The organism is Sphingomonas sp. RS6 (assembly GCF_054489705.1).
This window is the reverse complement of the sequence record NZ_JBTMWM010000001.1, coordinates 780,135-804,852: the sequence shown is the minus strand read 5'-3', so window position 1 is coordinate 804,852 and position 24,718 is coordinate 780,135. Positions and strand designations below refer to the sequence as shown.

General features: G+C 68.5%; 20 protein-coding genes. 8 read left to right on the top strand and 12 right to left on the bottom strand.

What is annotated here, in order from left to right; all coding sequences use genetic code 11:
• The first annotated feature begins 26 nt into the window (after positions 1 to 26).
• Positions 27 to 830, top strand: a complete 804-nt coding sequence (locus tag ACX40Y_RS03855) for a DUF72 domain-containing protein (RefSeq protein WP_459118207.1) — start codon at positions 27 to 29, stop codon at positions 828 to 830.
• 431 nt (positions 831 to 1,261) lie between these two features.
• On the opposite strand, the gene ACX40Y_RS03850 is transcribed toward ACX40Y_RS03855, so the two are convergent.
• The 6 genes from ACX40Y_RS03850 to hemC are packed head-to-tail and all read right to left on the bottom strand — an operon-like array spanning position 1,262 to position 6,587.
• Entirely contained in the window at positions 1,262 to 2,368 is a 1,107-nt protein-coding gene (locus ACX40Y_RS03850; protein WP_459118206.1) for a CaiB/BaiF CoA transferase family protein, read from the bottom strand.
• A complete protein-coding gene (locus tag ACX40Y_RS03845) occupies positions 2,365 to 2,889 on the bottom strand; it encodes a GNAT family N-acetyltransferase (RefSeq protein WP_459118205.1) in 525 nt (174 codons plus the stop codon). The genes ACX40Y_RS03850 and ACX40Y_RS03845 overlap by 4 nt, the downstream gene beginning before the upstream one ends.
• The gene (locus ACX40Y_RS03840; RefSeq protein ID WP_459118204.1) at positions 2,889 to 4,073 is read right to left on the bottom strand and encodes an acyl-CoA dehydrogenase; all 1,185 of its coding nucleotides are present in this window, start codon (positions 4,071 to 4,073) and stop codon (positions 2,889 to 2,891) included. Before ACX40Y_RS03840 ends, ACX40Y_RS03845 begins: the two co-directional genes overlap by 1 nt.
• 12 nt (positions 4,074 to 4,085) lie before the next feature.
• Positions 4,086 to 4,991, bottom strand: a complete 906-nt coding sequence (locus ACX40Y_RS03835) for a hypothetical protein (RefSeq protein WP_459118203.1) — start codon at positions 4,989 to 4,991, stop codon at positions 4,086 to 4,088.
• Between the two features lie 31 nt (positions 4,992 to 5,022).
• Complete coding sequence (locus ACX40Y_RS03830) at positions 5,023 to 5,685, bottom strand: uroporphyrinogen-III synthase (RefSeq protein WP_459118202.1); 663 nt, start codon at positions 5,683 to 5,685, stop codon at positions 5,023 to 5,025.
• Entirely contained in the window at positions 5,682 to 6,587 is a 906-nt protein-coding gene (gene hemC, locus ACX40Y_RS03825; RefSeq protein ID WP_459118201.1) for a hydroxymethylbilane synthase, read from the bottom strand. Before hemC ends, ACX40Y_RS03830 begins: the two co-directional genes overlap by 4 nt.
• A 129-nt stretch (positions 6,588 to 6,716) precedes the next feature.
• On the opposite strand from hemC, the gene tsaD reads away from it, so the two are divergent.
• Both tsaD and ACX40Y_RS03815 read left to right on the top strand, forming a co-directional pair.
• Positions 6,717 to 7,742: a tRNA (adenosine(37)-N6)-threonylcarbamoyltransferase complex transferase subunit TsaD gene (tsaD, locus tag ACX40Y_RS03820; RefSeq protein ID WP_459118200.1), complete on the top strand. Its 1,026-nt coding sequence runs from the start codon at positions 6,717 to 6,719 to the stop codon at positions 7,740 to 7,742.
• Complete coding sequence (locus ACX40Y_RS03815) at positions 7,739 to 8,713, top strand: NAD(P)H-dependent glycerol-3-phosphate dehydrogenase (RefSeq protein WP_459118199.1); 975 nt, start codon at positions 7,739 to 7,741, stop codon at positions 8,711 to 8,713. The genes tsaD and ACX40Y_RS03815 overlap by 4 nt, the downstream gene beginning before the upstream one ends.
• A 543-nt stretch (positions 8,714 to 9,256) precedes the next feature.
• Here ACX40Y_RS03815 and ACX40Y_RS03810 read toward each other — a convergent pair.
• Positions 9,257 to 10,312, bottom strand: a complete 1,056-nt coding sequence (locus ACX40Y_RS03810) for a hypothetical protein (RefSeq protein WP_459118198.1) — start codon at positions 10,310 to 10,312, stop codon at positions 9,257 to 9,259.
• A gap of 228 nt (positions 10,313 to 10,540) precedes the next feature.
• Here ACX40Y_RS03810 and ACX40Y_RS03805 point away from each other — a divergent pair, with 228 nt between their 5' ends.
• A complete protein-coding gene (locus ACX40Y_RS03805) occupies positions 10,541 to 11,371 on the top strand; it encodes an alpha/beta hydrolase family protein (RefSeq protein ID WP_459118197.1) in 831 nt (276 codons plus the stop codon).
• Positions 11,372 to 11,567: 196 nt separating this feature from the next.
• Here ACX40Y_RS03805 and ACX40Y_RS03800 read toward each other — a convergent pair whose 3' ends face one another.
• A complete protein-coding gene (locus tag ACX40Y_RS03800) occupies positions 11,568 to 11,729 on the bottom strand; it encodes a DUF1674 domain-containing protein (RefSeq protein WP_459118196.1) in 162 nt (53 codons plus the stop codon).
• Positions 11,730 to 11,842: 113 nt separating this feature from the next.
• Here ACX40Y_RS03800 and ACX40Y_RS03795 point away from each other — a divergent pair, with 113 nt between their 5' ends.
• The 4 genes from ACX40Y_RS03795 to purH all read left to right on the top strand — a co-directional run bounded on the left by ACX40Y_RS03795 (position 11,843) and on the right by purH (position 17,240).
• Complete coding sequence (locus ACX40Y_RS03795; protein WP_459118195.1) at positions 11,843 to 13,135, top strand: RsmB/NOP family class I SAM-dependent RNA methyltransferase; 1,293 nt, start codon at positions 11,843 to 11,845, stop codon at positions 13,133 to 13,135.
• Positions 13,136 to 13,231: 96 nt separating this feature from the next.
• Positions 13,232 to 13,888: a ribulose-phosphate 3-epimerase gene (gene rpe, locus ACX40Y_RS03790; RefSeq protein WP_459118194.1), complete on the top strand. Its 657-nt coding sequence runs from the start codon at positions 13,232 to 13,234 to the stop codon at positions 13,886 to 13,888.
• Complete coding sequence (locus ACX40Y_RS03785) at positions 13,885 to 15,618, top strand: heparinase II/III family protein (RefSeq protein WP_459118193.1); 1,734 nt, start codon at positions 13,885 to 13,887, stop codon at positions 15,616 to 15,618. Before rpe ends, ACX40Y_RS03785 begins: the two co-directional genes overlap by 4 nt.
• 53 nt (positions 15,619 to 15,671) lie before the next feature.
• The gene (purH, locus tag ACX40Y_RS03780; protein WP_459118192.1) at positions 15,672 to 17,240 is read left to right on the top strand and encodes a bifunctional phosphoribosylaminoimidazolecarboxamide formyltransferase/IMP cyclohydrolase; all 1,569 of its coding nucleotides are present in this window, start codon (positions 15,672 to 15,674) and stop codon (positions 17,238 to 17,240) included.
• Positions 17,241 to 17,531: 291 nt separating this feature from the next.
• On the opposite strand, the gene ACX40Y_RS03775 is transcribed toward purH, so the two are convergent.
• The 4 genes from ACX40Y_RS03775 to nadB all read right to left on the bottom strand — a co-directional run bounded on the left by ACX40Y_RS03775 (position 17,532) and on the right by nadB (position 24,711).
• Positions 17,532 to 19,040, bottom strand: a complete 1,509-nt coding sequence (locus ACX40Y_RS03775; RefSeq protein ID WP_459118191.1) for a lipopolysaccharide biosynthesis protein — start codon at positions 19,038 to 19,040, stop codon at positions 17,532 to 17,534.
• On the bottom strand, positions 19,037 to 21,793 hold the full coding sequence (polA, locus tag ACX40Y_RS03770) for a DNA polymerase I (RefSeq protein WP_459118190.1): 2,757 nt from the start codon (positions 21,791 to 21,793) through the stop codon (positions 19,037 to 19,039). The genes ACX40Y_RS03775 and polA overlap by 4 nt, the downstream gene beginning before the upstream one ends.
• Positions 21,794 to 21,852: 59 nt before the next feature.
• Complete coding sequence (locus ACX40Y_RS03765; protein WP_459118189.1) at positions 21,853 to 22,971, bottom strand: serine hydrolase; 1,119 nt, start codon at positions 22,969 to 22,971, stop codon at positions 21,853 to 21,855.
• 135 nt (positions 22,972 to 23,106) lie between these two features.
• The gene (gene nadB / locus ACX40Y_RS03760) at positions 23,107 to 24,711 is read right to left on the bottom strand and encodes an L-aspartate oxidase (RefSeq protein WP_459118188.1); all 1,605 of its coding nucleotides are present in this window, start codon (positions 24,709 to 24,711) and stop codon (positions 23,107 to 23,109) included.
• Between the last annotated feature and the right edge of the window lie 7 nt (positions 24,712 to 24,718).

Below are 24,718 nucleotides of genomic sequence, written 5' to 3'. Positions count from 1 at the left end.
CCGTCCCGCACCGAGAAGGAACGAGGATGACGGACGCTCAGGGCAGGATTCGGGTCGGCATCGGCGGCTGGACGTTCGCGCCGTGGCGCGGCACCTTCTATCCAGACAAGCTGCCACAGAAGCGCGAGCTGGACTATGCCGCGAACGCGCTCACCGCGATCGAGATCAACGGCACCTATTATTCGAGCTTCAAGCCCGCCAGCTTCGCCGGCTGGGCGGCCGCCGCGCCCGAGGGCTTCGTCTTCACGGTCAAAGGGTCGCGCTTCGTCACCAATCGCAAGGTCCTGGCGGAGGCCGGCGAATCGGTCGCCCGCTTCTGCGGCCAGGGGCTCGTCGAGCTTGGCGACAAGCTCGGCCCGATCCTGTGGCAGTTCATGGCGACCAAGAAGTTCGACGCGGCCGATTTCGGCGCCTTCCTCGCGCTGCTCCCGCGTGAGCAGGACGGCGTGTCGCTGCGCCACGCGGTGCAGGTGCGGCACGACAGTTTCCACAATCCCGAATTCGTCGCGCTCTGCCGTGCCGCCGGGGCGGGAATCGTCTTTGCCGATTCGCCGCAATATCCCGCCATCGCCGATGTCAGCGGCGACTTCGTCTATGCCCGGCTCGAGGCGGGCGAGGACGACAATCCGCTCTGCTACCCCGAGGGCGACTTCCCGCGCTGGACCGAGGCGGCCCGCCTCTGGGCGCGCGGCGGCCAGCCGGAGGGGCTGCCCTGTTTCGGCGCCGAGCCCGCGCCGGTGCGGCCACGCGACACCTTCGTCTTCTTCATCCATGGCGGCAAGGTCCGCGCCCCCGCCGGCGCGCAGGAACTGATCCGCCGGCTCGGCTGACCGCGAACCTTTGCCGCCCGGCTTCGTTGGGAAGGGGCAAGCAAGGAGCCCCGCGATGATCCACGACCCCGAACAGCAAAAGCCGCAAGCCGACGAAGCCGAAGCGATGGAAGAGGCACAGGAAGAAGCCGCTGAGGAACGCGAGGAAGAAGGCGGGTATCAGTAAGGTGCTGTCACGCGCGTCCTTTCATCGGGAAGCGCCGTGGCAGGGCCTTGGAGCATGGAATTGTGCCGTCGTCCCCTCACCCTTCCGCGCCTTCGGCGCTCCCTCCCTCTCCAACAAGGGGAGAGGGATTTGGACGCCATTCCTCCCTCTCCCCTTGTGGGAGAGGGAAGGGGCCCGCCGCCGCAGGCGGTGGGAAGGGTGAGGGGGACGCCAAGACGATTGCGATTACCCTGACCGCCTGCGGCAGGAGCGAGCGAGATTAGCCCTACCCCCGCCCCGGACTCCCCCGTTCCGCCACCATCCGCTCGCCGTCGATCACGATCGGGCTGGCCAGCCCCGGCAGGCCGTTGCGCACGATCGCCATCCCGCGTGCCCTCACTTGCGGATCGGCAAACACTTCGTCGACGCGGTTGATCGGCCCCGCCGGCACGCCCGCCGCCTCCAGCGCCTCGTACAGATCGGCCTTGGCCCAATCGAGCATCGCCCGCGCCAGCACCGGGATCAGCGCGTCGCGGTGCGTCACCCGCCCCGGATTGGTCGCGAAACGGGGATCGCCCGCCAGATCGAGCCCCAGTATCGCGCACAGTTTCGCGAACTGCCCGTCATTCCCCACCGCGACGATCAGCTCGCCGTCGCGGCAGGCAAAGGCCTGATAGGGCACCAGATTGGCATGGCCGTTGCCCATCCGGTGCGGCACCGTGCCGCTCGCCATCCAGTTGAGCGCCTGATTTGCGAGCACCGCCACCTGCGTGTCGAGCAGCGCCATGTCGATATGCGCGCCCATGCCCTCGACATCGCGCCGCCGCAGCGCCGCCAGGATCGCGACCGCCGAATAGATGCCGGTGAAGATATCGGCATAGGCGACGCCCGATTTCTGCGGCGCACCGTCGGGCTCGCCGGTCAGGCTCATCGCCCCGCCCATCCCCTGGATGATGAAGTCATACCCCGCCCGCGCCGCATAGGGCCCCGTCTGGCCGAATCCGGTGATCGAGCACACCACCAGCCGCGGGTTCGCCGCACGCAGGCTGGCGGGGTCGAGCCCGTATTTCACGAGCCCGCCGACCTTGTAATTCTCGATCACCACATCGGCATCGGCGATCAGCGCCTTCGCCGCCGCCTGGCCTTGCGCCGTGGCGATGTCGATCGCGACGCTGGTCTTGCCGCGATTGCAGGCGTGGAAATAGGCCGCGTCGCGGTTCACTCCTTCGGCATCGTGCAGGAAGGGCGGCCCCCAATGCCGGGTATCGTCGCCCGCCCCCGGCCGCTCGACCTTCACCACCTCGGCCCCCAGGTCGGCGAGCAGCTGCCCGCACCACGGCCCGGCGAGGATGCGGGCAAGCTCGACGACCTTGATGCCCGCGAGCGGCTTCACCCCTCGCCCCGCCGGATCGCATAGACGACGTGATCGGGAAACAGCTTGCCGCCGCCGCGATGATGGCGGCCCTCGATCAGCTTGCCGCCGATCTTCGCCATCGCGCCGCGCGAGCGCACATTGTCCTTACCGACGAGAAACACGACCGTCCCCACCGTGCGGTGGATATGGTCGAGCATCAGCCGTTTCACCTCGCGATTATAGGTCCCGCCCCAATAGGCACGGGCGAGAAAGGTCCAGCCGATCTCGATCTCGTCTTCCTCGGGGACGTAGCAATCGTAGCGGCTCGATCCGATCACTGCGCCCGTCGCCTTGTCCTCGATCGCCAGCGCGCCGCCGCACGCCAGCGCCTCGGCAAAGAACTGGCGGAACACCGGCTCCTGCCAGCGATCCTTCACCGGGTGAACTTCCCAGATCAGCGGATCGGCGCCGACCGCATAAAGCGCGTCCCAGTCCGCCGCCACCAAAGGGCGGATGCGGACCAGTTCGCCCTCCAGCACCGGTTGCCGATCGGGTTCCATCAGAACGCGGCGATGCCGGTGATCGCCCGGCCGAGGATCAGGCCATGCACGTCGTGCGTGCCCTCATAGGTGTTGACCGTCTCGAGGTTGATCGCGTGGCGCAGCACATGGAATTCGGCCGAAATGCCGTTGCCGCCGTGCATGTCGCGCGCGGTGCGGGCGATCTCGAGCGCCTTGCCGCAATTGTTGCGCTTGATGATGCTGATCGCCTCGGGGCTGAGCGTTCCCGCCTCGAACATCCGTCCGCAGCGCAGCGCCGCCGCCAGCCCCAGCGCGATCTCGGTCTCCATATTGGCGAGCTTCAGCTGCACCAGCTGGTTGGCGGCGAGCGGCCGGCCGAACTGGTGGCGGTCGAGCGTATATTGCCGCGCCGCGTGGAAGCAGGCCTCGGCCGCGCCCATCGTGCCCCAGGCGATGCCGTAGCGCGCGCGGTTGAGGCAGCCGAACGGCCCTTTCAGTCCCTGGACGTTGGGCAGCAGCGCATCTTCGCTCACTTCCACCCCGTCCATCACGATCTCGCCGGTGATCGAGGCCCGAAGGCTCAGCTTGCCCTCGATCTTGGGGCTGGAGAGCCCCCTCATCCCCCGCTCCAGCACGAAACCGCGGATCGCCCCGTCATGCGCATCGCTCTTCGCCCAGACGACGAACACATCGGCGATCGGCGAATTGGTGATCCACATCTTCGCGCCGGTGATCCGGTAGCCGCCGTCGATCTTCTCGGCGCGGGTGCGCATGCCGGCGGGGTCGGAGCCCGCGTCGGGCTCGGTCAGGCCGAAACAGCCGACCCATTCGCCGCTCGCCAGCTTGGGCAGGTACTTCCGACGCTGTTCCTCGCTGCCATAGGCGTGGATCGGGTGCATCACCAGGCTCGACTGCACGCTCATCGCCGAGCGATAGCCCGAATCGACCCGCTCCACCTCGCGCGCAACCAGGCCGTAGGCAACATAGCCGAGCCCTGCTCCGCCATAGCTTTCGGGAATCGTCGGGCCGAGCAGGCCCAGCGCGCCCATTTCCGACATGATCTCGCGGTCGAATCGTTCCTCAAGGTATGCGGAGGTCACGCGCGGGAGCAGCTCGCCCTGCGCGTAATCGCGCGCGGCGTCCCGCACCATCCGCTCCTCGTCGGTCAGCTCGCCATCGAGCCCGAACGGATCCTGCCAGTCGAACCGGCCCATTTCTGCCATTTCAGTCGTTCCTCAATTCGCCGCCTCGGCCTCGCTGTCGGGCGCGGCGCGCGGCGGGGGTGCTGGCGGCGCTGTGGCGGCCGCTCGTTCGATTTCGTCGAGCGCGCTGCGTGCCTTCACATAGCGCGACGCGGCGCTGGTCCAGCCCTCGGCATAGCTCGCGCCGGGCAGATGGACGATCTCCGCGATCGCCGCCTCGACATTGTTCTTGGCCAGCGCGGCGCGGGCGCGGCGCAGCCTGTCGGCGGCGCGCGGGCTCGGCGCATCCGCCGGCCGCACCACCACCAGATCGCCCAGATAGCTGCGGAACTGCGTCCACCAGCCGGCGTCCGGCGCAGCCGAGAGTTTGGGTGCGATCCCCTCCAGCGCGACGCGCAAATCCTCGAGCGTCACCGGCTCGGCGGCGGCGGCGACGATCGCGGCGACGGCCTCGGGATGCCGGGTGCCGAAGCGCGCGCGAAGCGGCCGTTCAAGCCCGCCCAGCGGCTGCCCCCGCTCGATCGCGCGGCGCACGGCGGCGGCGATCAGCAGCCGCTCGGCCTGGGTGGCATAGCTCGATGCGTTGCGCGCGCTTTCGCCCGCCGCCTGCAATTGCAGTTCGAGCGCGTCGAGCCGCGCCGCCAGCGCCGCCTCGCGCGCATCGAGCGTCGCGATGTCGGTGGCGGGCGGCAGGCTCGGCCGCGCCGGTGCGCTGCCCTGGCCGGGCGCGGCGGAATCGGGCGGCGATGCGGCAGGCGCGACGCTCCCGACCGCCGCGGGCGCCGCATCGGGCGCGCTGCGAAGATGGGGTCCGGCCAGTTCGATCGCACCCGCCGTCAGCACGACCCCCGCCAGGAAGCCGATGCCGCTCGCCATTTTTCGGCTGCGCAGCGGGGAAGAATCGCGGACCGGCTCGGGCGCCAGGGGCTCGTCGCTCATGCCGCCCTTTTCGCTGCGCGATGCCGCCGGGTCAATCGGCGAGCGCAATCGCGATGTCGATCAGCGCGTCGGTGTCGGGCGTCGGCGCCGCGATGCTCCGCGCCCAGCCCGGCCCCGCCGCCGCCCGGGCCGCCTCGCTGATCGCCACAACCGCGATCGTCTCGTGCTGCGGCGCGATCTCGGCCAGCCGCGCACCGGCCCGCGACGATTGGACCAGCGCAACGCAGCCGTTCAGCATCGCCGCCGCCGCCGCGTCCACCGCCACCGCCTCATTGGCATAGACCGCGATCACAGACGCGACCGCGCCGCCCGCCTCGATCGTACGGTCGCGCCCCGCCAGGTGGAGCGCGCGGCGCACCCCGCCCGCCTCGGCACGCGCGACAAGATCGGCCGCGCCCGCCTCGCCCACCGCCACCACCGAAAAGCCTGCGCGCCGCGCCGCCGCCGCCGTCGCCGCGCCCACCGCATGCACCGGCAGCGGCAGCAGCGTCGCCAGCCCCGCGCCCGCCATCCGCACCGCATTGGCGCTCGTCAGGATCAGCGCGTCGAACCCCGCCGGATCGGGCACGCGCCAGTCGAGCGCCCGTATCTCGAACAGCGGCAGCCGGATCGCCCGACGCCCCCGCGCCTCGATCGCGGCTGCGGTGGCGCGGTTGCCCGGCTCGGGCCGCAGCACCGCGATGGCGCGGCTCATCCCGCGAACAGCGCACGCACCGGCTCGGGCGCGCGGTCGAGCAGGTCGCGTGCCAGCGCCAGCGGCAGCCCGGCCTCCTCCGGCGCACCCTCGATCATGCCGTGGACATGCGCGCTGCCATCCTCCGAAAACAGTTCGGCCTCGATCGTCATGATCGCGCCCTCGATCGTCGCCAGCGCCGCCACCGGCGAATGGCAATCGGCCTTGAGCGCGGCGAGCAGCGCGCGTTCGGCCGCGACGCAGGCATGCGTCGCCGGATGGTCGATCGCCGCGACCAGTTCGCGCGCCCGCGCATCGCCGGCGCGCACCTCGATCCCTACCGCGCCCTGCGCCGGCGCGGGCAGCATCACATTGGTCGGCACGACATGGCCGACGTCATGGCGTCCCAGCCGTTCGAGCCCGGCCGAGGCGAGCAACGTCGCATCCGCCTCCCCCGCCGCCAGCTTGGCGAGACGCGTGTCGACATTGCCGCGGAACAGCACGGTCGAGATGTCGGGCCGGTGCCGCTTCACCTGCGCGGCGCGGCGCGGCGATGCGGTGCCCAGCACCCCGCCTTGCGGCAGCGCGTCGATCGAGTCGGCGCCCACCAGCCGGTCGCGCACATCGGCGCGCGGCAGCATCGCCACGATCGCCAGCGCCTCGGGGCGGAACGTCTCGACATCCTTCATCGAATGGACCGAGCAGTCGATCTCGCTGGCGAGCAGCGCGCGATCGAGCTCCTTGGTCCACAGCGCCTTGCCGCCGATCTCGGCCAGCGGGCGATCCTGAACCTTGTCGCCGGTCGTCTTCACGACGACGATCTCGCCCTCGATGCCGTGCGCCGCCATCAGCGCATCGCGAACCAGGTTCGCCTGAACGAGAGCCAGCGGCGAACCGCGCGTGCCGATGCGGAATCCAGTCATGGCGACAGTGCTAGGGTCGATGGCCGCAAACGGCAATGGGGCCGTTCGGCGCGCACGCGCACCCCGCCGCGCCCGCCAAAAACCACCCGCCCTCTGGACCCCGGCGCCAACCGCCTTAGATGGGAAGCGATGGCACTCATCCTCGGCCTTGAATCGAGCTGCGACGAAACCGCAGCCGCCCTTGTCGAAAGCGACGGCACGATCCGCGCGCACAAGCTGGCGCGGCAGGACGACGCGCATCGCCCCTATGGCGGCGTCGTCCCCGAAATCGCCGCGCGCGCGCATGTCGAAATGCTCGGGCCCTTGGTCGAGGCGGCACTGCAAGAAGCCGGCGTCACCCTCGACCAGGTCGATGCGATCGCCGCCACCGCCGGCCCCGGCCTGATCGGCGGCGTCATGGTCGGCCTCGTCACCGGCAAGGCGCTCGCGCTCGCCGCGAACAAGCCGCTCGTCGCGGTCAACCATCTCGAAGGCCATGCGCTGTCCCCCCGCCTCGGCGATCCGAGCCTCGCCTTCCCCTATCTGCTCCTCCTCGTCTCGGGCGGCCATTGCCAGCTGCTGCTGGTCGAAGGCGTCGGCCGCTATCGCCGGCTCGCCACCACGATCGACGATGCCGCGGGCGAGGCGTTCGACAAGACCGCCAAGCTGCTCGGCCTCGGCTTTCCCGGCGGCCCGGCGGTGGAAAAGGCCGCCGCGCGCGGCAACCCCAAAGCCGTCCCGCTCCCCCGCCCGCTGGTCGGCTCGGGCGAGCCGCATTTCTCCTTCGCCGGCCTCAAGAGCGCCGTCGCCCGCGCGGTGAACGACTACAGCGCCGAGGATCTCGCCGCCTCGTTCCAGCAGGCGGTGGTCGATTGCCTGGTCGATCGCACCCGACTCGCGCTTGCGATCACCCGGCCCAGCGCGCTCGTCGTCGCCGGCGGTGTCGCCGCGAACACCGCCGTCCGCACCGCGCTTCAGACGCTCGCCGCCGAGCATGACCTGCCGTTCGTCGCGCCGCCGCTCTGGCTCTGCACCGACAATGCCGCGATGATCGCCTGGGCGGGTGCCGAGCGCTTCGCCCAGGGCCTCACCGATCCGCTCGACGTGCCCGCCCGCCCGCGCTGGCCGCTCGATCCCGATGCCGAAAAGGTGCGCGGCGCAGGAGTGAAGGCATGAAGATCGGCGTGATCGGTGGCGGCGCATGGGGCACCGCGCTGGCGCAGGTCGCGGCGCGCGATGCCCGGCCCGTGCTGCTCTGGGCACGCGAGCCCGAGGTGGTGGCGAGCATCAACACCGCCCATGAAAACCGCAGCTTCCTCGCCGGCGTCCCCCTTTCCCTCGCGATCCGCGCGACCGGCAGCCTGGGCGATCTCGCCGGCTGCGACGCGCTGCTCGTCGTCGCCCCCGCCCAGCATGTCCGCGCGGTGCTGGCCGAAGCGCCCATCGGCGCCACCCCGCTGGTGCTCTGCGCCAAGGGGATCGAGGCGGGCACCCGCCTGCTGGTCGGCGAAGTCGCGCGCAGCGTCGCCCCGCAGGCGCCCATCGCCGTCCTGTCCGGCCCCACCTTCGCGCATGAGGTCGCCGCCGGAAAGCCCACCGCCGTCACGCTCGCCTGCGAAGACGAAGCGCTGCGCACCCGCCTGGTCGAGCGCCTCGGCGCGCCCGCCTTCCGCCCCTATGCCTCGGCCGACGTCACCGGCGCGGAGATTGGCGGCGCGGTGAAGAACGTCCTCGCCATCGCCTGCGGCGTGGTCGAAGGCGCCGGCCTGGGCCTCAACGCCCGCGCCGCGCTGATCGCGCGCGGCTTTGCCGAAATGACCCGCTTCGGTCTCGCCCGCGGCGCGCAGGCGGAGACGCTGACCGGCCTGTCGGGCCTCGGCGACCTCGTCCTCACCTGTTCCTCCACCAATTCGCGCAACTTCTCGCTCGGCGTCGGCCTCGGCCAGGGCCGCAGCGCCGCCCAACTCCTGTCCGACCGCAAGACCGTCGCCGAAGGCGCCTTCACCGCCCCGGTGCTGCGCGAAGCGGCGGCGGAAGCGGGGGTGGACATGCCGGTGGTCGCGGCCGTCAACGCCCTGCTGGAGGGCGCGCCGGTAGCCGAGGTGATCGAAGCCCTGCTCAGCCGCCCGCTCAAGCCGGAGGCATAAGGGGCTGTCCTACAGGGCATGATCCTGTTATGTTCCGCGCTGCTCTTTGACAGGGTGGATAGGACCGTTTGAGGAGAGGGCCTGCCCTCCTCAACGACAGAACAGGCGGCCCCCATTCCTCCCCCGGAGGAAAGGGCAATCGCCTATAAGGACGATGGTCTGCGGCTTCAGAAAAATCATCGTCATTCCCGCGAAGGCGGGAATCCATTGCCCTGAGCGCTGGGGGAAAGAACCTCGGCATCGGCGCCAATGGATCCCCGCCTTCGCGGGGATGACGACGTATTTTTGGATATGTGCGATTGCCCTACCCCGGAAGGTGGGATCGGCGAAGCCGGTGGAGGCGTAATCGCCGCGGGCGACAGCAACGATGCGGCGGGCTGCGGCTTCCAGATCGGACAGGGACGATCCGCGCGGATATTCGGAGGATCAGAACGTCCGGGTGCAAAGTCAGCGATCGCTGACCCTGTCATGTTCCGCGCAATTCTTTGACAGCGGGCATTTGGAGCAAGACTGCGAGTGGCTTCTTGCCGTGATTGAAAATGTTCAGCGCACCGCCATGATTGGAACCGCTCCACTCATTGATCGACGCTGGTTCACATCGGTCATCACTAGGACAAGCCCGGGCACATCAAAGCTTACGCGATAACCATCTCTGTTTTCAAAGGCTGGCAGGGGATGAAACTGGGGTGATGGCGAGCCATCGAAGCGATAGAGTCCATCTATGCCAAGCCCCCAGACCCCACCGCCAACACGTGTCAGACCAAAAAAGGCGATCGTGTTTGCGGGTTCTCCATCTTGGGGCTTGCCGTAAGGAGACTGAGGGTCATCCGGCTTGAAATATAAGCGTCGTATCGTTTTATCGCACACCTCGACGATGCGGCCGTGGGACGCCATGTGCACAAGACCTACTGCTGCGATCACACAGGAAGGCCGCCACGGGGAGGCGACGATCCCGTTCACCGGGTCGCAATTTGCATTCAGCGGACCGCCACAAAGCTCTCCAGACTGGTTCTTTTCGATGGCTTCGACTTTTCCTTCTCCGCGCTTGATCCTTCGAAGCCCGCCACCCCATTCCCCAGCGTTCAAACCAACCCAAATTGTGTCGGGGGTCATTAGCGCCGTCCCAATGCCGAAGGACGGCTGCAATTCACTAGAGAGTTTTACGGTGCGTACCGCCGCGCCATCAATTTCGATCAAACGTCGATTTGTAACGATAGCGATTGCTGTCGCTTCCTCCGTGCAAGCAAGCGCTACCAGATTTTCGCTTTCGATGGGGACTACAGCCCCTTTTACCCACCCCGCAGACGAGCGTGTACTTGCTGACCAATGTTCATTATCGTTCTGAATAATAACAGTAAGGTTGCCATTTGATTTACATATTTCGACGGCTTTACCATCAATTTTAGCGCTTTGGGGACTTCGGTCATTAGGCCCAATGGACAAAAGCGAACCATCATCGCTCATCATCCAAAGACGTTCATCTGCGAAAACGGCGCGGGTTATAGCACGCATCGGGTATTGATCGGTCTCGGCTGGAGCATCCGCCCTCCTGAACACCACCGCCAAAGCGACACCGGATAGGGTGGCGGCAACAAGCATCGCGAAAAGCCATGGACGAGATGCTAGTCTTTTCATCCTGGAATGATGCCTGAAAGTCGGTGTGGGTCAACGCCCGCGTTCGACGCATTCTCAGCCGATACCTCAACGCCTGGGGATGCTAACTTCGTGTACTGTCGGACTGCGCAGTTAGCCAAAACCGGCCCGGCACAGATCGGCGCAAGCGTTCGTTGGCACAGAATTACGCCACCCCATGCGGAGACCTACCCGTTGCGCTTTCTTCCCGCCGCCCTCCTCGCCCTCGCCTTGTGCGGGTGCAGCGTCACCGTCCGGCAATCGTCGCTGCTGCCGGCGATGCAGGAGGAAGCGCGGCCGGCGGTGGCGCCGCTGCCGGGCTATGACCGGCAGGATCGCCTCCTCGCGCTTCCCGATCTCGGCGACGTCCATGTCGTGCGGCTGGCGCGGCCGGGGAACCGGGCGACGATCCTCTACAGCGGCGGCAACCGCTATCTGATCGCCTATACCGGGCGGCGCCTCAACGAACTCGCGGCGATCACCGGCGCCGATATCGTCACCTTCGATTATCCGGGTCGCGGCGGGACGACGGTGCCGAAAACGGCGGAGGCGCTGATCGCGTTCGGCCCGGCGCTGGTCGCGGCGTTGCGCCAGCAAGGCTGGATCGGCCCCGGCCCGCTCTATGCCCATGGCTTTTCGCTGGGCGGCGCGACGGCCGCGAACATGGCGCGCACCGGCGGCTTTGCCGGGTTGATCCTGGAGGCGACCACGGCGGACATCGCGGCGGTGGCGCGCACGCGGATACCGCCGCTGCTCAGGCCCTTTCTCCATGTGAAGATCGCCCCGGCGCTCCGCCGCTTCGACTATGCGGGCTATGCCGTCGCCGCGCGCACGCCGATCCTGGTGATCGCCGGCACTGAGGACAAGACGGTCAGCCCCCGAACCGCGCGCCGCTTCGCCGACCAGCTGCGTGACGCAGGCGCGGGCGTGAGCGTCGTCGAGGTGCCGGGCGGTCACGGCAAGGCGCTGGCCTCACCGCAGGGCCGGCAGGCGGTGCAAGCCTTTCTCCGGCGCACCGAAAATTGACCTGGCCGGGGGCGCACCTGCCATTGCCAACCACATGGTTGTGCTTTTCCCTGCCGCCGCACGTCCGACGCGATGGCAATCGCGACGCAACCCGCTGGTTTCGCCGTATTTTTCGCGCGACCGCCGTCTGCATGCCGCGCGCGTCAAAAATCGCAGGCGCGTGAACTTCGTGAACTTGGGAGCCCTGCGCCGGCGCTCAGAAATCGATGGCAATGCCCTTCAATTCCCAATCGCCATAGCGCACCGGATCCTTGTCGAGCGGGTCCTTGTCCGGCCGCTGCATCGGTTCGGGCTCGGGCACCGGCGGGCTTTCGGAAAGATATGCCGGCGGCTTCACATGCTCGGGTCGCTTGCCCATCGGGATTGCCTTCCTTGGTTGCCCGGCCCATGTCGGCGGCCGAAGGAGCATGGTCAAGTGAACGGTTGGGAAGCACAGGCGCGGGCAGAGACTGAAATGGGTGCGCGCTGACGATGGCCCGGCCGAACATCCGCCGCCCCGCCGCTGCTGCCGCTGCCGAAGCCGACGCGCCCGGCGTCCCCGCCCGCCGCGCCGCGTTGAAGCTGCTCGATGCGGTGCTGCGCCGCGGGCTGGCGCTCGAACAGGCGCTCGATTCCGCGGCCCGGGGGCTGGCGCCGAACGACCGGGGCCTTGCCCATGCCATCGCCGCCGAGGCGCTGCGCCGGCTGCCCGATCTCGATGCGCTGATCGATTCGGCCACCCGCCAGCGCCTGCCCGACGATGCCAAGGCGCGCTTTGCGCTGCGGATTGCGCTGGTTCAGGCGATTGCGCTCGGCACCCCCGGCCATGCCGCGATCGCCACCGTGCTGCCGCTGGTCGATGGCGGGCCGCGCAAGCTCGTCCACGGCGTGTTCGGCACGCTGATGCGCGGCAATGCCACCCTGCCCGATCTGCCGATGCTGCCCGATGCCGTCGCGCTGCGCTGGCAGGCGCAATGGGGCGACGATATGGTGCAGGCCGCCTGCCAGGCCATTGCCGCCCCGCCGCCGCTCGATCTCAGCCTGCGCGAAGCGGGGGTGGACGTGCCCGGTTCGGTCAGCCTCGCCCCGCTGCACGCCAGGCTCGATCCGGGCACCAGCGTGACCGACCTTCCCGGGTTCGCCGAGGGTGCGTGGTGGGTGCAGGATCTCGCGGCCTCGATTCCAGCCCGGCTGATCGGCGCGGGGAGCGGCACCGCGCTCGACCTGTGCGCCGCGCCCGGCGGCAAGACGCTCCAGCTCGCCGCCGCCGGCTGGCAGGTGACGGCGGTCGATGCGTCCGAAAGTCGTCTGGCGCGACTTCACGAGAATCTGGCGCGGACCGGCCTGTCGGCGCAGGTGATCGCCGCCGATCTGCTCGAATGGTCGCCGCCCGCGCCCGCCGATGCCGTGCTGCTCGACGCGCCGTGCAGCGCCACCGGCATCTTCCGCCGCCACCCGGACGTGCTCCACCGCGTCCGCCCCTCGCTGATCGCCGAGATGGCCGAATTGCAGGCCCGGCTGCTGGATCGCGCCGCCGCCTGGGTGAAGCCCGGCGGCACGCTGGTCTTCGCCACCTGCTCGCTCGAACCGGCGGAGGGCGAGGCGCAGGTCGCGCCGTTCCTCGCCGCGCATCTGGATTTCGCGCTGGCCCCGGCGACGGCCGACGAATTACCGGCCGGCGTGATGCCCCGCGACGACGGCTCGGTCCGCATCCTGCCCGGCATGCTGGCGGAGCAGGGCGGGCTCGACGGCTTCTTCATCGCCCGCGTCCGCCGCCGGAGTTGAGCGGCTGTGGAAAAAGCTGTGGAGAAACGGTGAAGAAATGCGCTGGCACGCCGGGTTCGGTTGCGCCCGACTCGTGCGATGCGTAGAGCGGAGGGCATGCCGATCCGCATTGCCCCTTCGATCCTCTCCGCCGATTTCGCCCGTCTGGGCGAAGAAATCCGGGCGATCGACGCCGCCGGCGCCGACTGGATCCATGTCGACGTGATGGACGGGCATTTCGTGCCGAACATCACCATCGGCCCGGGCGTCATCAAGGCGCTGCGCCCGCACACCGCCAAGCCGTTCGACGTCCATCTGATGATCGCCCCCGTCGATCCGCTGCTTGCCGCCTTCGCCGATGCCGGGGCCGACACGATCTCGGTGCATCCAGAGGCCGGCCCGCACCTCCATCGCACGCTCCAGACGATCAGGGCGCTGGGCAAGCGCGCCGGCGTGGTGCTCAATCCGGCGACGCCGGTCGATGTGGTCGATCACGTCATGGACATGGTCGACCTGATCCTGGTGATGAGCGTGAACCCGGGCTTCGGCGGGCAGAAATTCATCGAAAGCCAGCTGCCCAAGATCAGCGAACTGCGCCGCCGCATCACCGCCAGCGGCCGGGCGATCGATCTGGAAGTCGATGGCGGTGTCGACCGGGAAACGGCGCCGAGGGTGATTGCCGCCGGCGCTGACGCCCTGGTCGCCGGCACCGCCACCTTCACCGGCGGGCCGGAACGCTATGCCGAGAACATCGCGGCGCTGAGAGGCGGTTGAACGCCCTGACCCCGGACCCCGGCGCCGACGGGGTCGAAGAAGGAAAGCGGCTGGTTCGGGTGGGCGGCGACCGCGGCCTGTCGCTCGCCGACCGCGTCGCCGATCGTTTCCAGCGGCTGGCTTGGCGCACGCCGCTCCACGCGATGCGGCTCAAGGGCCGGCACCCGCTCAAGCTCATCGCCGTCGCCGACGATCCGTTCTTCGGCGATCCGGTGCGCGGCAATGCCCTGCTCGACGGCAGCATCCGCATCCGCGGCGAGACCCGGCCGATCGCCACGCTCGACCTTGCCAAGCCGGACTGGTCGCCGGCGTTCGGCGCCTATCTCCACGGCTTCGCCTGGCTGCGCGACCTGTCGAGCGTCGCCACCCGTGCGGTCGGGGTGCCGATCGCCGAGGAGATCACCCGGCGCTGGCTCGCGATCCACGGCGAAAAGGTCGCCGATCCGGCCTGGCGGCCCGATCTGACCGGGCAGCGCATCCTGTTCTGGACTGCGCATGCGCCGCTGGTGCTCTCCTCGACCGATCAGGTCTATCGCTCGCAGCTGATGCACGCGCTCGCCCGCGGTGCCCGCCATCTCGATCGCACCGCCGACAAGGCGCCGGCTGGCGTTCCCCGCCTCGCCGCCTGGGCGGGGGTGCTGGTCGCCGGGCTGGTGCTGCCGGGCGGCGATCCCCGCCGGGCCTTTGGCGAAGCCGGGCTCGACCGGGCGATCGGCGCATCGGTGTTCGAGGATGGCGGCACCGTCGGGCGCTCGCCGGCCGGCCAGGTCGAAGCGATCCAGATCCTGACGCTGGTCTGCGAATCCTATGCCGCGCGGCGGATCGAGCCGCCGGCATTCCTGATCGGCGCGATCACCCGGATGGTCGCGGCGCTGCTCGGCACCTGCCACGGCGACCGCGGGCTGGCGAGCTGGCAGGGCAGCGGCCCGACCCGCGGCGATGTCGTCCAGCAGGTGATCGAGGCGACCGGCGTGCGCACCCGTCCGCTCAAGCAGGCCCGCGAATGGGGCTATCAGCGGCTTTCGGCCGGCAGCACGGTGCTGATCGTCGATGCCGCACCGCCGCCGATCGCCCGGGTCGCCGCCGAAGGCTGCGCCTCGACGCTGGCGTTCGAGCTCTCCGACGGTCCCAGCCGGATCGTCGTCAATTGCGGCGGCGCCGCGATCGCCGACGCGCAGCTTCCCGCCGAGCTCGTCCACGGATTGCGCACCACCGCCGCGCATTCGACGCTGGTGATCGGCGACAGCAATTCGACCGCGATCCATGCCGACGGCACGCTCGGCCGCGGCGTCAGCGAGGTCGAACTCGCCCGGCAGGAAACCGACAGCGCCAGCCGGATCGAGGCGGCGCATGACGGCTATGCCCGCCGCTTCGGCTTCCTCCATCGCCGCGCGCTCACCCTGTCGCATGACGGCCGCGACCTGCGGGGCGAGGACATGCTGCTGCCCGCCGGCCGTCGGCGCAGCCGCGACGCGACGCCGTTCACGCTGCGCTTCCATCTGGCGCCGCATATCGAGGTCTCCCCCACCGCCGACGGCATGGCCGCGATCCTGCGCACCCCCACCGGCATCCTGTGGCAGTTCCGCTGCAAGGGCGGCACGCTTTCGAGCGAGGAGAGCCTGTGGATCGATTCGCGCGGCCGGCCGCAGGCGACCCAGCAGCTGGTGGTCCGGAGCGAGACACCGGCGGGCGGCACCAGTGTCAGCTGGGTGTTTCACCGTTCGAAATAGCCGGGCCAAATAGGGCTTGCCCAGCGCGCCCCGATCCGGGAGAGGGGCGGGCCATGGACATCAAGATCACCCGCGCGCTCCTCTCGGTCTCCGACAAGACCGGGATCGTCGAACTCGGCCAGGCTCTGGCTGCCCAGGGCATCGAGCTCGTCTCGACCGGCGGCACCGCCACCGCCCTCCGCAACGCAGGTCTGGAGGTCCGCGACATCTCGGACCTTACCGGTTTCCCGGAGATGATGGACGGGCGGGTGAAGACGCTGCACCCCAAGGTGCATGGCGGCCTGCTCTCGGTGCGCAACAATCCCGAGCATCAGGCCTCGATGGCCGAGCACGAAATCGCGCCGATCGACCTCGTGGTCGTCAACCTCTACCCCTTTGCCCAGACCGTCGCCAAGGGCGCCGACCGCGATGAGATCATCGAGAATATCGACATTGGCGGCCCGTCGATGGTGCGCTCGGCGGCGAAGAACCATGAATCAGTGGCGATCGTCACCGATCCGGCCGATTATGCGCTGGTGATGGGCGGCACGACCACGCTCGACCAGCGCCGCAAGTTCGCCGCCAAGGCCTATGCCGCCACCGCCGCCTATGACGCGATGATCTCCAGCTGGTTCGCCTTTGCCGACCAGGGCGAGGCCTTTCCCGAAACGCTCAATATCTCGCTCAGCCGCGGCCAGGCGCTGCGCTATGGCGAGAACCCGCACCAGCAGGCGGCCTTCTATGCCGCGACCGGCCCGGCGGCGCGCGGCATCGGCCAGGCGCGTCAGGTACAGGGCAAGGAGCTGAGCTACAACAATTACAACGACGCCGATGCGGCGCTCGAGCTGGTCAGCGAATTCCGCGACGGCCCGCCGACCGCAGTGATCGTCAAGCACGCCAATCCGTGCGGCGTGGCGAGCGGCGCGACCCTCGCCGAGGCCTATGCGGCGGCGTTCGCCTGCGACACCGTCTCGGCGTTCGGCGGCATCATCGCGGTCAATCGTCCGCTCGACCGCGCAACCGCCGAGCAGATCACCGGCATCTTCACCGAAGTGGTGGTGGCGCCCGACGCCGACGAGGAAGCGCTGGCGCTGTTCGCGGCGAAGAAGAATCTCCGCCTGCTGCTCACCGGCGAACTGCCCGATCCGGCGCGGGCTGGCCTGTTCGCCAAGTCGATCGCCGGCGGATGGCTGGTCCAGGGCCGCGACAACGGCATCGTCACGCGCGACCAGCTCAAGGTCGTCACCAAGCGCCAGCCGACCGAGCAGGAGCTTGCCGACTGCCTGTTCGCCTGGACGGTGGCCAAGCACGTCAAGTCGAACGCGATCGTCTATGCCAAGGACGGCAGCACGGCGGGCGTCGGCGCCGGCCAGATGAATCGCCTGGAAAGCGCCCGCATCGCCGCGTGGAAGGCCAAGGATGCAGCCGACAAGGCCGGCTGGGCGACCCCGCGCACGATCGGCTCGGCCGTGGCGTCGGACGCCTTCTTCCCCTTCGCCGACGGCCTGCTGGCAGCGGTGGAAGCGGGTGCGACTGCGGTGATCCAGCCGGGCGGCTCGATCCGCGACGACGAGGTCATCGCGGCGGCCGACGAGGCCGGGCTGGCGATGGTGTTCACGGGGATGCGCCACTTCCGGCATTGAGACGCGCGCGTCGCGCCTCCGATGGGGGCGCGTCGCGACCCGTAAGTTGCCAAAGTTCACACTCGTGCGCGTTTTGTCGCGTACGTTCAGCGGCGACCGGCGGCGCCGCGCGGCACAGCGATCGTCGTCGGGAATGAACTGAAAAGTTCAAAGAGCAACAGGAACATATAGCGAACATATGCGCCGGCGTCAAGATTGGCGCCGGCGCGGCGGCGGGGTTTCCGTTGCGGGAACGACGATGGGTTTGGGGAAGCCGCCCGCCTAACCGGGTCTAGCGGTGTGAAGAACGGGTCACGCCGCCTCGCCGGCGATCACCTCCGCGCGGGGCATCTTGCGGAACAGCGAGCGATCCTCGGGACCGAAGCCGAAGCGGATGATGACATAGAGAAACGTCCCCAGCATCGCCGGCATGCCGAAGGTCATCTCCGCCCATTCATAACGGTGCGGCAGCGACATGAAGGCGGCGCCGACGAGCGCGGCAACGGCAATCGCCGCGAAGAAGCTGGGCCGGATGCTCACCACCGGCGCGCCGAGCTTGGCCTGGAGCAGCAGGCCCTTCGCTGCCGAGCCGATCGTCAGCGAAATCGCCAGCGCCACCGCCGGCGCGGCCGACTGGATCGGCACCGACCATCCCTGGCCGCGCGCGACGAAGATCAGCGCGAAGCTGAGGCTGATCTGGAGCATCAGCACGCAGACCGAGATCATCAGATTGGTGTGGCGGGCGATATAGACCAGCGCAGTTTCGCACACCGCCCCGGGCGAGGCGAACACCTCGGCGAACAGCAGGATGCACAGCGCGCCGGCGCCGATCACGAATTCGCGGCCGAGCAGGCCCATCACGCCTTCCGCCGGGACCGAGAACACGACGGCAAGGCCCGCCTGCGCGCACAGGATCCAGAAGCCGACCTGCCGCACCTGGCGGGCGACTGCCGGCCGATCGCCGGCGGCGAGGCTCTGCGTCACGACCGGCCCGAGGATCGGATCGAAGCTGGACTTGAGCCGCTGCGGCACCGAGGCGACCTGCTGCGCCATGTAATAGATGCCGACCACCGAAGGCGCGAACAGCAGGCCGAGGATGAATCGATCGACGTTGCGCGTCGCCCATTCGATCGCGTCCGCCCCGGCCAGCGGCGCATTGCGTTGTGCCAGCGCCCAGATTTCGGCGAGCCGCGGCCGCCAGCCATGCGGCAGGCCATATTCGCGAACGAACGGCACCAGCGACGCGACCAGCGCGGCGATCATCGACAGAACATAGGCGAACAACAGGCCGTCGCGCGTCGAGACGTAGGAAAAGGCCCAGGCGGCGATGCTGATCGTCCAGGGTTCGACGATCGCGCGCGCCGTGACCGAGGCGCCGATATTGTGGCGATAGGCGAGCGCGGAAAGCGACACGTCCGACAGCGCGGTGGCGATGACGACGAACGGCAGGAAGCGTTCGAGGCCCATCACCGGGCTGTTGGGAAACAGCGCCTGCGGGAACAGGATCAGCACGCCACCAGCGATCAGCGCCGCCACGAACGCCACGACCATCGCATCCCACACAACATGGGTGTGCGGACGATCAGTGCTCGACAGCGCCTGCGCCAGCCCGCGCTTGAGACCGAGCGTGGCGATCAGCGCGACGAATTCGATCACCAGCACCGCGATCGCGTAGCGCCCGACGACCTCCGGCCCATAGGCGCGGCCGGCGATGAACAGGAACGGGAGCCGCGCAATCAGCCGGATAATGAAGCCGAGCATGTTGGTGCGACCGCCCTTGGCGAGCGCGTTGATGTCTTGCGACGCCTGCCCCTGGCTCAATGCGCGGCGCCCCAGCTGGGGCCGACGCCGATCTCCACGCCCAGCGGCACGGTGAGCTTGACCGCAGGTTCGGCGGCCGTCGCCATCACCCGTTCGATGATCGGCTTGGCCGCCTCGACATCGCCTTCGGGCAATTCGAACACCAGTTCGTCGTGCACCTGGAGCAGCATGCGGACCTGATCCAGCCCCGCCTCGCGCAGCGCCGGGACCATTCGCGCCATCGCGCGCTTGATGATGTCGGCGCTGGTGCCCTGGATCGGCGCGTTGATCGCCGCGCGCTCGCTGCCCGCCCGCTCATTGGGGCTGGAGGCCTTGAGGCGCGGGAAGTGCGTCTTCCGGCCGAACAGCGTGGTCGTATAGCCCCGCTCCTTCGCCTCGCCCAGCGTATCGGCGATGTAGCGGTTGATGCCGGGGAAACGCTCGAAATAGCGGTTGATCATCGCCTGCGCCTCATCCGGCGTGACGTCGAGCCGGCCGGCCAGGCCCCAGCGCGAGATGCCGTAGAGGATCGCGAAGTTGATCGTCTTGGCGCGGCCGCGCGTGTCGCGATTGACTTCGCCGAACAGCTCCATCGCAGTCATGCTGTGAATGTCGTCGCCATTCTCGAACGCGGTGCGCAGCGCCGGCACGTCGGCGATATGCGCGGCGAGGCGCAGCTCGATCTGCGAATAATCGGCCGAGAGGATGACGTTGCCCGGCTCCGCCACAAAGGCGTCGCGGATCTGGCGGCCGATCTCGGTGCGGATCGGGATGTTCTGCAGGTTCGGGTCGGTCGAGGACAGCCGCCCGGTCTGTGCGCCGGTGAGGCTGTAGCTGGTGTGCACCCGGCCGGTATGCGGGTTGATCTGCGCCTGCAACGCATCCGTATAGGTCGACTTGAGCTTGGAGAGCTGGCGCCAGTCGAGCACCTTGAGCACCATCTCGCGGCCGGGCGAATCCTTGTCGGCGGCGATGCGCTCGAGCTCGTTGACGTCGGTGGAATAGACGCCGGACTTGCCCTTGCGGCCGCCCTTGATTCCCATCTTGTCGAACAGCACGTCGCCCAATTGCTTGGGGCTGCCGATGGTGAACTTGAACCCGGCGATCGCGTGGATCTCTTCCTCCAGCGACGCGATCTGCTGTGCGAAATCGGCGGAAAGCCTGGACAGCACGCCGGCATCGACCTTGATGCCGGTGCTTTCCATTTCGGCCAGCACCGCCAGCAGCGGGCGATCGACATTTTCGTAGACGCGCGTCACGCTTTCATAGGCAAGGCGCGGCTTGAGGCGGCGCCACAGCCGCAGCGTGACATCGGCATCCTCGGCGGCGTAGCGCGTCGCGGCCTTGAGATCGACCTGGGCGAAATTGAGCTGGCTCTTGCCCGTGCCGACCACGTCCTTGTACGCGATGCAGCTGTGCGACAGGTGTGTGGCGGCAAGCTCGTCCATCCCATGGCCGTGCAGGCCGGCATCGAGATCGAAGCTCATCACGATCGTGTCGTCATAGGGCACGACGCGGATGCCGGCGCGGCCAAGCACGATCATGTCGTATTTCAGGTTATGGCCGATCTTGAGGACGGCCGGGTCTTCGAGCAGCGGCTTCAATCGGGCGAGCGCTTCGTCACGATCGAGCTGCACCGGCTTCTCGGCGAACATGTCCGTCCCGCCATGGCCGAGCGGGATATAGCAGGCGAGGTTGGGCGCCAGCGCCATGCTGACCCCGACCAGATCGGCCTGGGTCGCATCGAGCCCGGTGGTTTCGGTGTCGATCGCCACCCAGCCCTGGTGGCGGGACACGGTGATCCAGCGATCGAGCGCATCGAGATCGGTGACGGTTTCATAGCCGTCGTGATTGCAGGGCGGGTCCTGCTCGACGCCGGGTGCTTCGTGCGCCTCCACCGGCGCATCGGCGACCGAGGAGAGGCGCGACAACAGCGTCTTGAAACCGTGATGTTCGAGGAAGGCGCGGAGCGGCGCTTCGGGGATGCCCTGAAGCTCGAGCGCCTCGAGCGGCTCGGGCAGCGGCACATCACAGGCGAGCGTGACGAGCTGATGGCTGAGCCGCGCCATTTCGGCATGCTCGATCAGATTGTCGCGCAGCTTGCCCTTCTTCATGCCGGGCGCGGCGGCGAGCACCGATTCGAGGTCGCCATGCTCGAGGATCAGCTTGGCCGCGGTCTTGGGTCCGATGCCGGGCACGCCGGGCACGTTGTCGACGCTGTCGCCCATCAGCGCGAGCACTTCGCCGAGCTTCTCGGGGCCGACCCCGAACTTCTCGCGGGTATCGTCCGGCCCCATCCGCTTGTTGTTCATCGTATCGAGCATGTCGACCGACGGATCGGTCATCAGCTGCATCAGATCCTTGTCGGAGCTGACGATCGTCACCTGCCAGCCCTGCGCCAGCGCCGCCTTGGTATAACTGGCGATCAGGTCGTCGGCCTCCCAGCCCAGCTCCTCGATACACGGCAGGCTGAAGGCGCGGGTGGCGTCGCGGATCATCGGGAACTGGGGGACGAGGTCCTCGGGCGCGGGCGGACGATGCGCCTTGTACTGATCGTACAGATCGTTGCGGAAGGTGTGCTCGGACTTGTCGAGAATTACCGCCATGTGCGTCGGGCCATCGGCCTTGTGCAGCGTATCGGCCAGCTTCCACAACATGGTGGTGTAGCCATAGACCGCCCCCACCGGCTCGCCATGCTGGTTCGTCAGCGGCGGCAACCGATGATAGGCGCGGAAGATGTAGCTGGAGCCGTCGACGAGATAGAGGTGGGGCATGCGCGTGGGAGATAGCAGCGCGCGAGGCGCCCGTCATCCCGCCGCGAACAGGCGGGCGATCAGACGCCCGCGGCGTGCTGCGCCACGATCGCGCGGACCACGGCGTGCATCAGCAGCTGGCGCTCGTTGATCGGGCGCGGCGTATCGCCGATCATCACCGCCAGCGCATAGGACCGGCCATCGGGCGCGGTGAGGATGCCGACGTCATTATAGCCGGCGGTGCGGCCGAACAGATCCTGGCCGGTGCCGGTCTTGTGCCCGAACGTCCAGCCCGGCGGCACCGCGCCGCGCAGCCGGTATTTGCCGGTGTGCGAGCTTTGCATCGTCGCGATCAGCCACGCGGTCGACGCCGGCGAGAGCAGCTCGCCGCGCTTGAGCCGGGCGAGCGCGCCGGCGATGGCGAGCGGCGCCGCGCCATCGGGCGGATCGGCGACATAGGAATCGAACGCGGCGACGCGGGTGGCGCGCGGCAGCTTCGCACGGGCGACGGCGAAGCTGTTGCCCATCGAATATTCGGGCTTCCACGCGGGCAGCCCGGCCGTGCCCATCTGCAACAGCTTTTCGCCCGGGCCGAATCGGATCGAGCCGAGCGCGTTGCGGGCAATGAACGAGCGGACCGCCGGCGGACCGCCGACAAGGCGCAGCAGCTTGTCGTTGCAGGTATTGTCGCTCATCGTCAGCGCGCGGCGCATGATTTCGCCGACGGTGCTCTGATAGCCCTGATCGCCCTTGACCAGCGCGGCGACCGGCTGGTGGAACAACGTGAAATCGGCGCGGGTGATCGTCAGCGGATCGTCGAGCCGGATGCGGCCCTGATCGACCTGATCGAGCACGGTCATCGCCACCCACATCTTGCTGACGCTCTGTTGCGGTAGCTTACGCGCGCCATTGGCGGCGGCGGTCCAGCCGCGATCGATGCTGGTCACCGCCACCCCGGCGACGCCATCGAAATTGCGGGTGAGCTGCGCGAGCGTCAACACCAGCTCGGCGGGCGCGGGCACTTCGGGACGGGGCGCCGCCTGGGCGGGCGGAATCGCCATCAGCGCCGAACCGGCGGGCACGGGCAGGAAGCTGGCAAAGCTCATCCGCTCATGAACGGCGCAACCGAGCAGCAGCGCAGGGCCCAGCCCCGCAACCGTCAATGCCCGTTCGACCCTGGAAAAGCGAAATCTGCGCACGAAACCAAGCCCTTTGCCCCTTTCACCATCATGCGGCGGGCGCGGCCGGAGACAAAGCGCGGGATTCTCCCGATGCGACGAGCCGACTCAGCGCAGCGATGAAAGGTGCGCGAGGGCGGAACCGGCGCCAAACCGTTACGGCACCAGGATCGTGTCTTCGGCGGTTTCCAGCGTGTCGGGATAGTCGAGCGTATAGTGAAGACCACGGCTTTCCTTGCGATGGAGCGCCGAACGGACGATCAGATCGGCGCTTTCGAGCAGATTGCGCAATTCGATCAGATCGGGCGTGACGCGGAAATGGCCGTAATAGTCGGCGACTTCCTCGCGCAGCAGCTTGATGCGGTGCGCGGCGCGCTCCAGCCGCTTGGTGGTGCGGACGATGCCGACATAGTTCCACATGAACCGGCGAATCTCGGTCCAGTTCTGCTTGATGACGACTTCTTCGTCCGAATCGGTGACGCGGCTTTCGTCCCAGGCGCGGATCGCCGGCGGCGGGGCGAGATCGCCCCAGTTGGCGGCGATGTGATTCGCCGCCGCCTCGCCGAACACGAAACATTCGAGCAGCGAGTTGGAGGCCAGGCGATTGGCGCCGTGCAGGCCGGACTGGCTCACCTCGCCCGCGGCATAGAGGCCGGGCAGGTCGGTGCGCCCGTCGCGATCGATCACCACCCCGCCACAGGTGTAATGCTGCGCGGGCACGACCGGGATCGGCGCCTTCGTCATGTCGATGTCGAGATCGAGCAGCCGGTGGTAGATGGTCGGGAAATGGTGCCGCACGAAGTCCGGCCCCATATGGCTGATGTCGAGATGGACATAATCGAGCCCGAGCCGCTTGATCTCATGGTCGATCGCCCGCGCCACGATGTCGCGCGGCGCCAGTTCGAGCCGCGAATCGAAATCGGGCATGAAGCGGTGGCCCGCCTCCTCCCCGGCGTCGGGGGGCAGCAGCAGATGCCCGCCCTCGCCGCGCACCGCCTCGGTAATCAGGAAATTCTTGACGTCGAGATTGTAGAGGCAGGTCGGGTGGAACTGCATCATCTCCATGTTCGAGATGCGGCAGCCCGCGCGCCAGGCCATCGCGATGCCGTCCCCGGTCGCGCCGCGCGGCGCGGTGGAGAACAGGTAAGTGCGCCCCGCCCCGCCGGTCGCCAGCACGGTCGCCCGCGCCGTGAACAGCTCGACGCGGTTGGTGCCGCGGTTGAAGGCATAGACGCCCCAGACATTGCCCGCGCCCGAATAGCGGATCTCGTGCCGGCTGGTGGCGAGATCGATCACCACCATGTCGGGCACCAGCGTGATGTTCGGATGCGCCTGTGCCGCGCGGAGCAACGCGGTCTGCACCGCAAGCCCCGTCGCATCGTCGACATGCGCGATACGCCGGTGGCTGTGGCCGCCCTCACGGGTGAGGTGCAGCGCATTGCCCTCGGTGTTGAACGGCACACCGAGCTTCACCAGCCGTTCGATTGCGGCGGGCGCGTTCTCGACCACCATTTCGACGGTCGCGCGGTCGTTGAGCCCGGCGCCGGCGACCATCGTGTCTTCGATATGGCTTTCGAAGGTGTCGCCTGCCTCCAGCACCGCCGCGATGCCGCCCTGCGCCCAGGCGGTCGAGCCCTCGGCAAAGCCGCCCTTGGCCAGCACCGTCACCTTGAAGCGATCGGCAAGGTTCAACGCGGCGGTCAGTCCCGCAGCGCCGGAGCCGATGACGAGGATGTCGCTGCGATGATCGGTGTCGGGCAAGATGCAC

Bases quoted from the DNA above. Each gene is read 5' to 3' on its own strand.
- ACX40Y_RS03855 (WP_459118207.1), top strand. From the start codon at position 27: ATGACGGACGCTCAGGGCAGGATTCGGGTCGGCATCGGCGGCTGGACG.
- ACX40Y_RS03845 (WP_459118205.1), bottom strand. From the start codon at position 2,889: ATGGAACCCGATCGGCAACCGGTGCTGGAGGGCGAACTGGTCCGCATC.
- ACX40Y_RS03840 (WP_459118204.1), bottom strand. From the start codon at position 4,073: ATGGCAGAAATGGGCCGGTTCGACTGGCAGGATCCGTTCGGGCTCGAT.
- ACX40Y_RS03835 (WP_459118203.1), bottom strand. From the start codon at position 4,991: ATGAGCGACGAGCCCCTGGCGCCCGAGCCGGTCCGCGATTCTTCCCCG.
- ACX40Y_RS03830 (WP_459118202.1), bottom strand. From the start codon at position 5,685: ATGAGCCGCGCCATCGCGGTGCTGCGGCCCGAGCCGGGCAACCGCGCC.
- hemC (WP_459118201.1), bottom strand. From the start codon at position 6,587: ATGACTGGATTCCGCATCGGCACGCGCGGTTCGCCGCTGGCTCTCGTT.
- tsaD (WP_459118200.1), top strand. From the start codon at position 6,717: ATGGCACTCATCCTCGGCCTTGAATCGAGCTGCGACGAAACCGCAGCC.
- ACX40Y_RS03815 (WP_459118199.1), top strand. From the start codon at position 7,739: ATGAAGATCGGCGTGATCGGTGGCGGCGCATGGGGCACCGCGCTGGCG.
- ACX40Y_RS03810 (WP_459118198.1), bottom strand. From the start codon at position 10,312: ATGCTTGTTGCCGCCACCCTATCCGGTGTCGCTTTGGCGGTGGTGTTC.
- ACX40Y_RS03800 (WP_459118196.1), bottom strand. From the start codon at position 11,729: ATGGGCAAGCGACCCGAGCATGTGAAGCCGCCGGCATATCTTTCCGAA.
- ACX40Y_RS03795 (WP_459118195.1), top strand. From the start codon at position 11,843: ATGGCCCGGCCGAACATCCGCCGCCCCGCCGCTGCTGCCGCTGCCGAA.
- rpe (WP_459118194.1), top strand. From the start codon at position 13,232: ATGCCGATCCGCATTGCCCCTTCGATCCTCTCCGCCGATTTCGCCCGT.
- purH (WP_459118192.1), top strand. From the start codon at position 15,672: ATGGACATCAAGATCACCCGCGCGCTCCTCTCGGTCTCCGACAAGACC.
- polA (WP_459118190.1), bottom strand. From the start codon at position 21,793: ATGCCCCACCTCTATCTCGTCGACGGCTCCAGCTACATCTTCCGCGCC.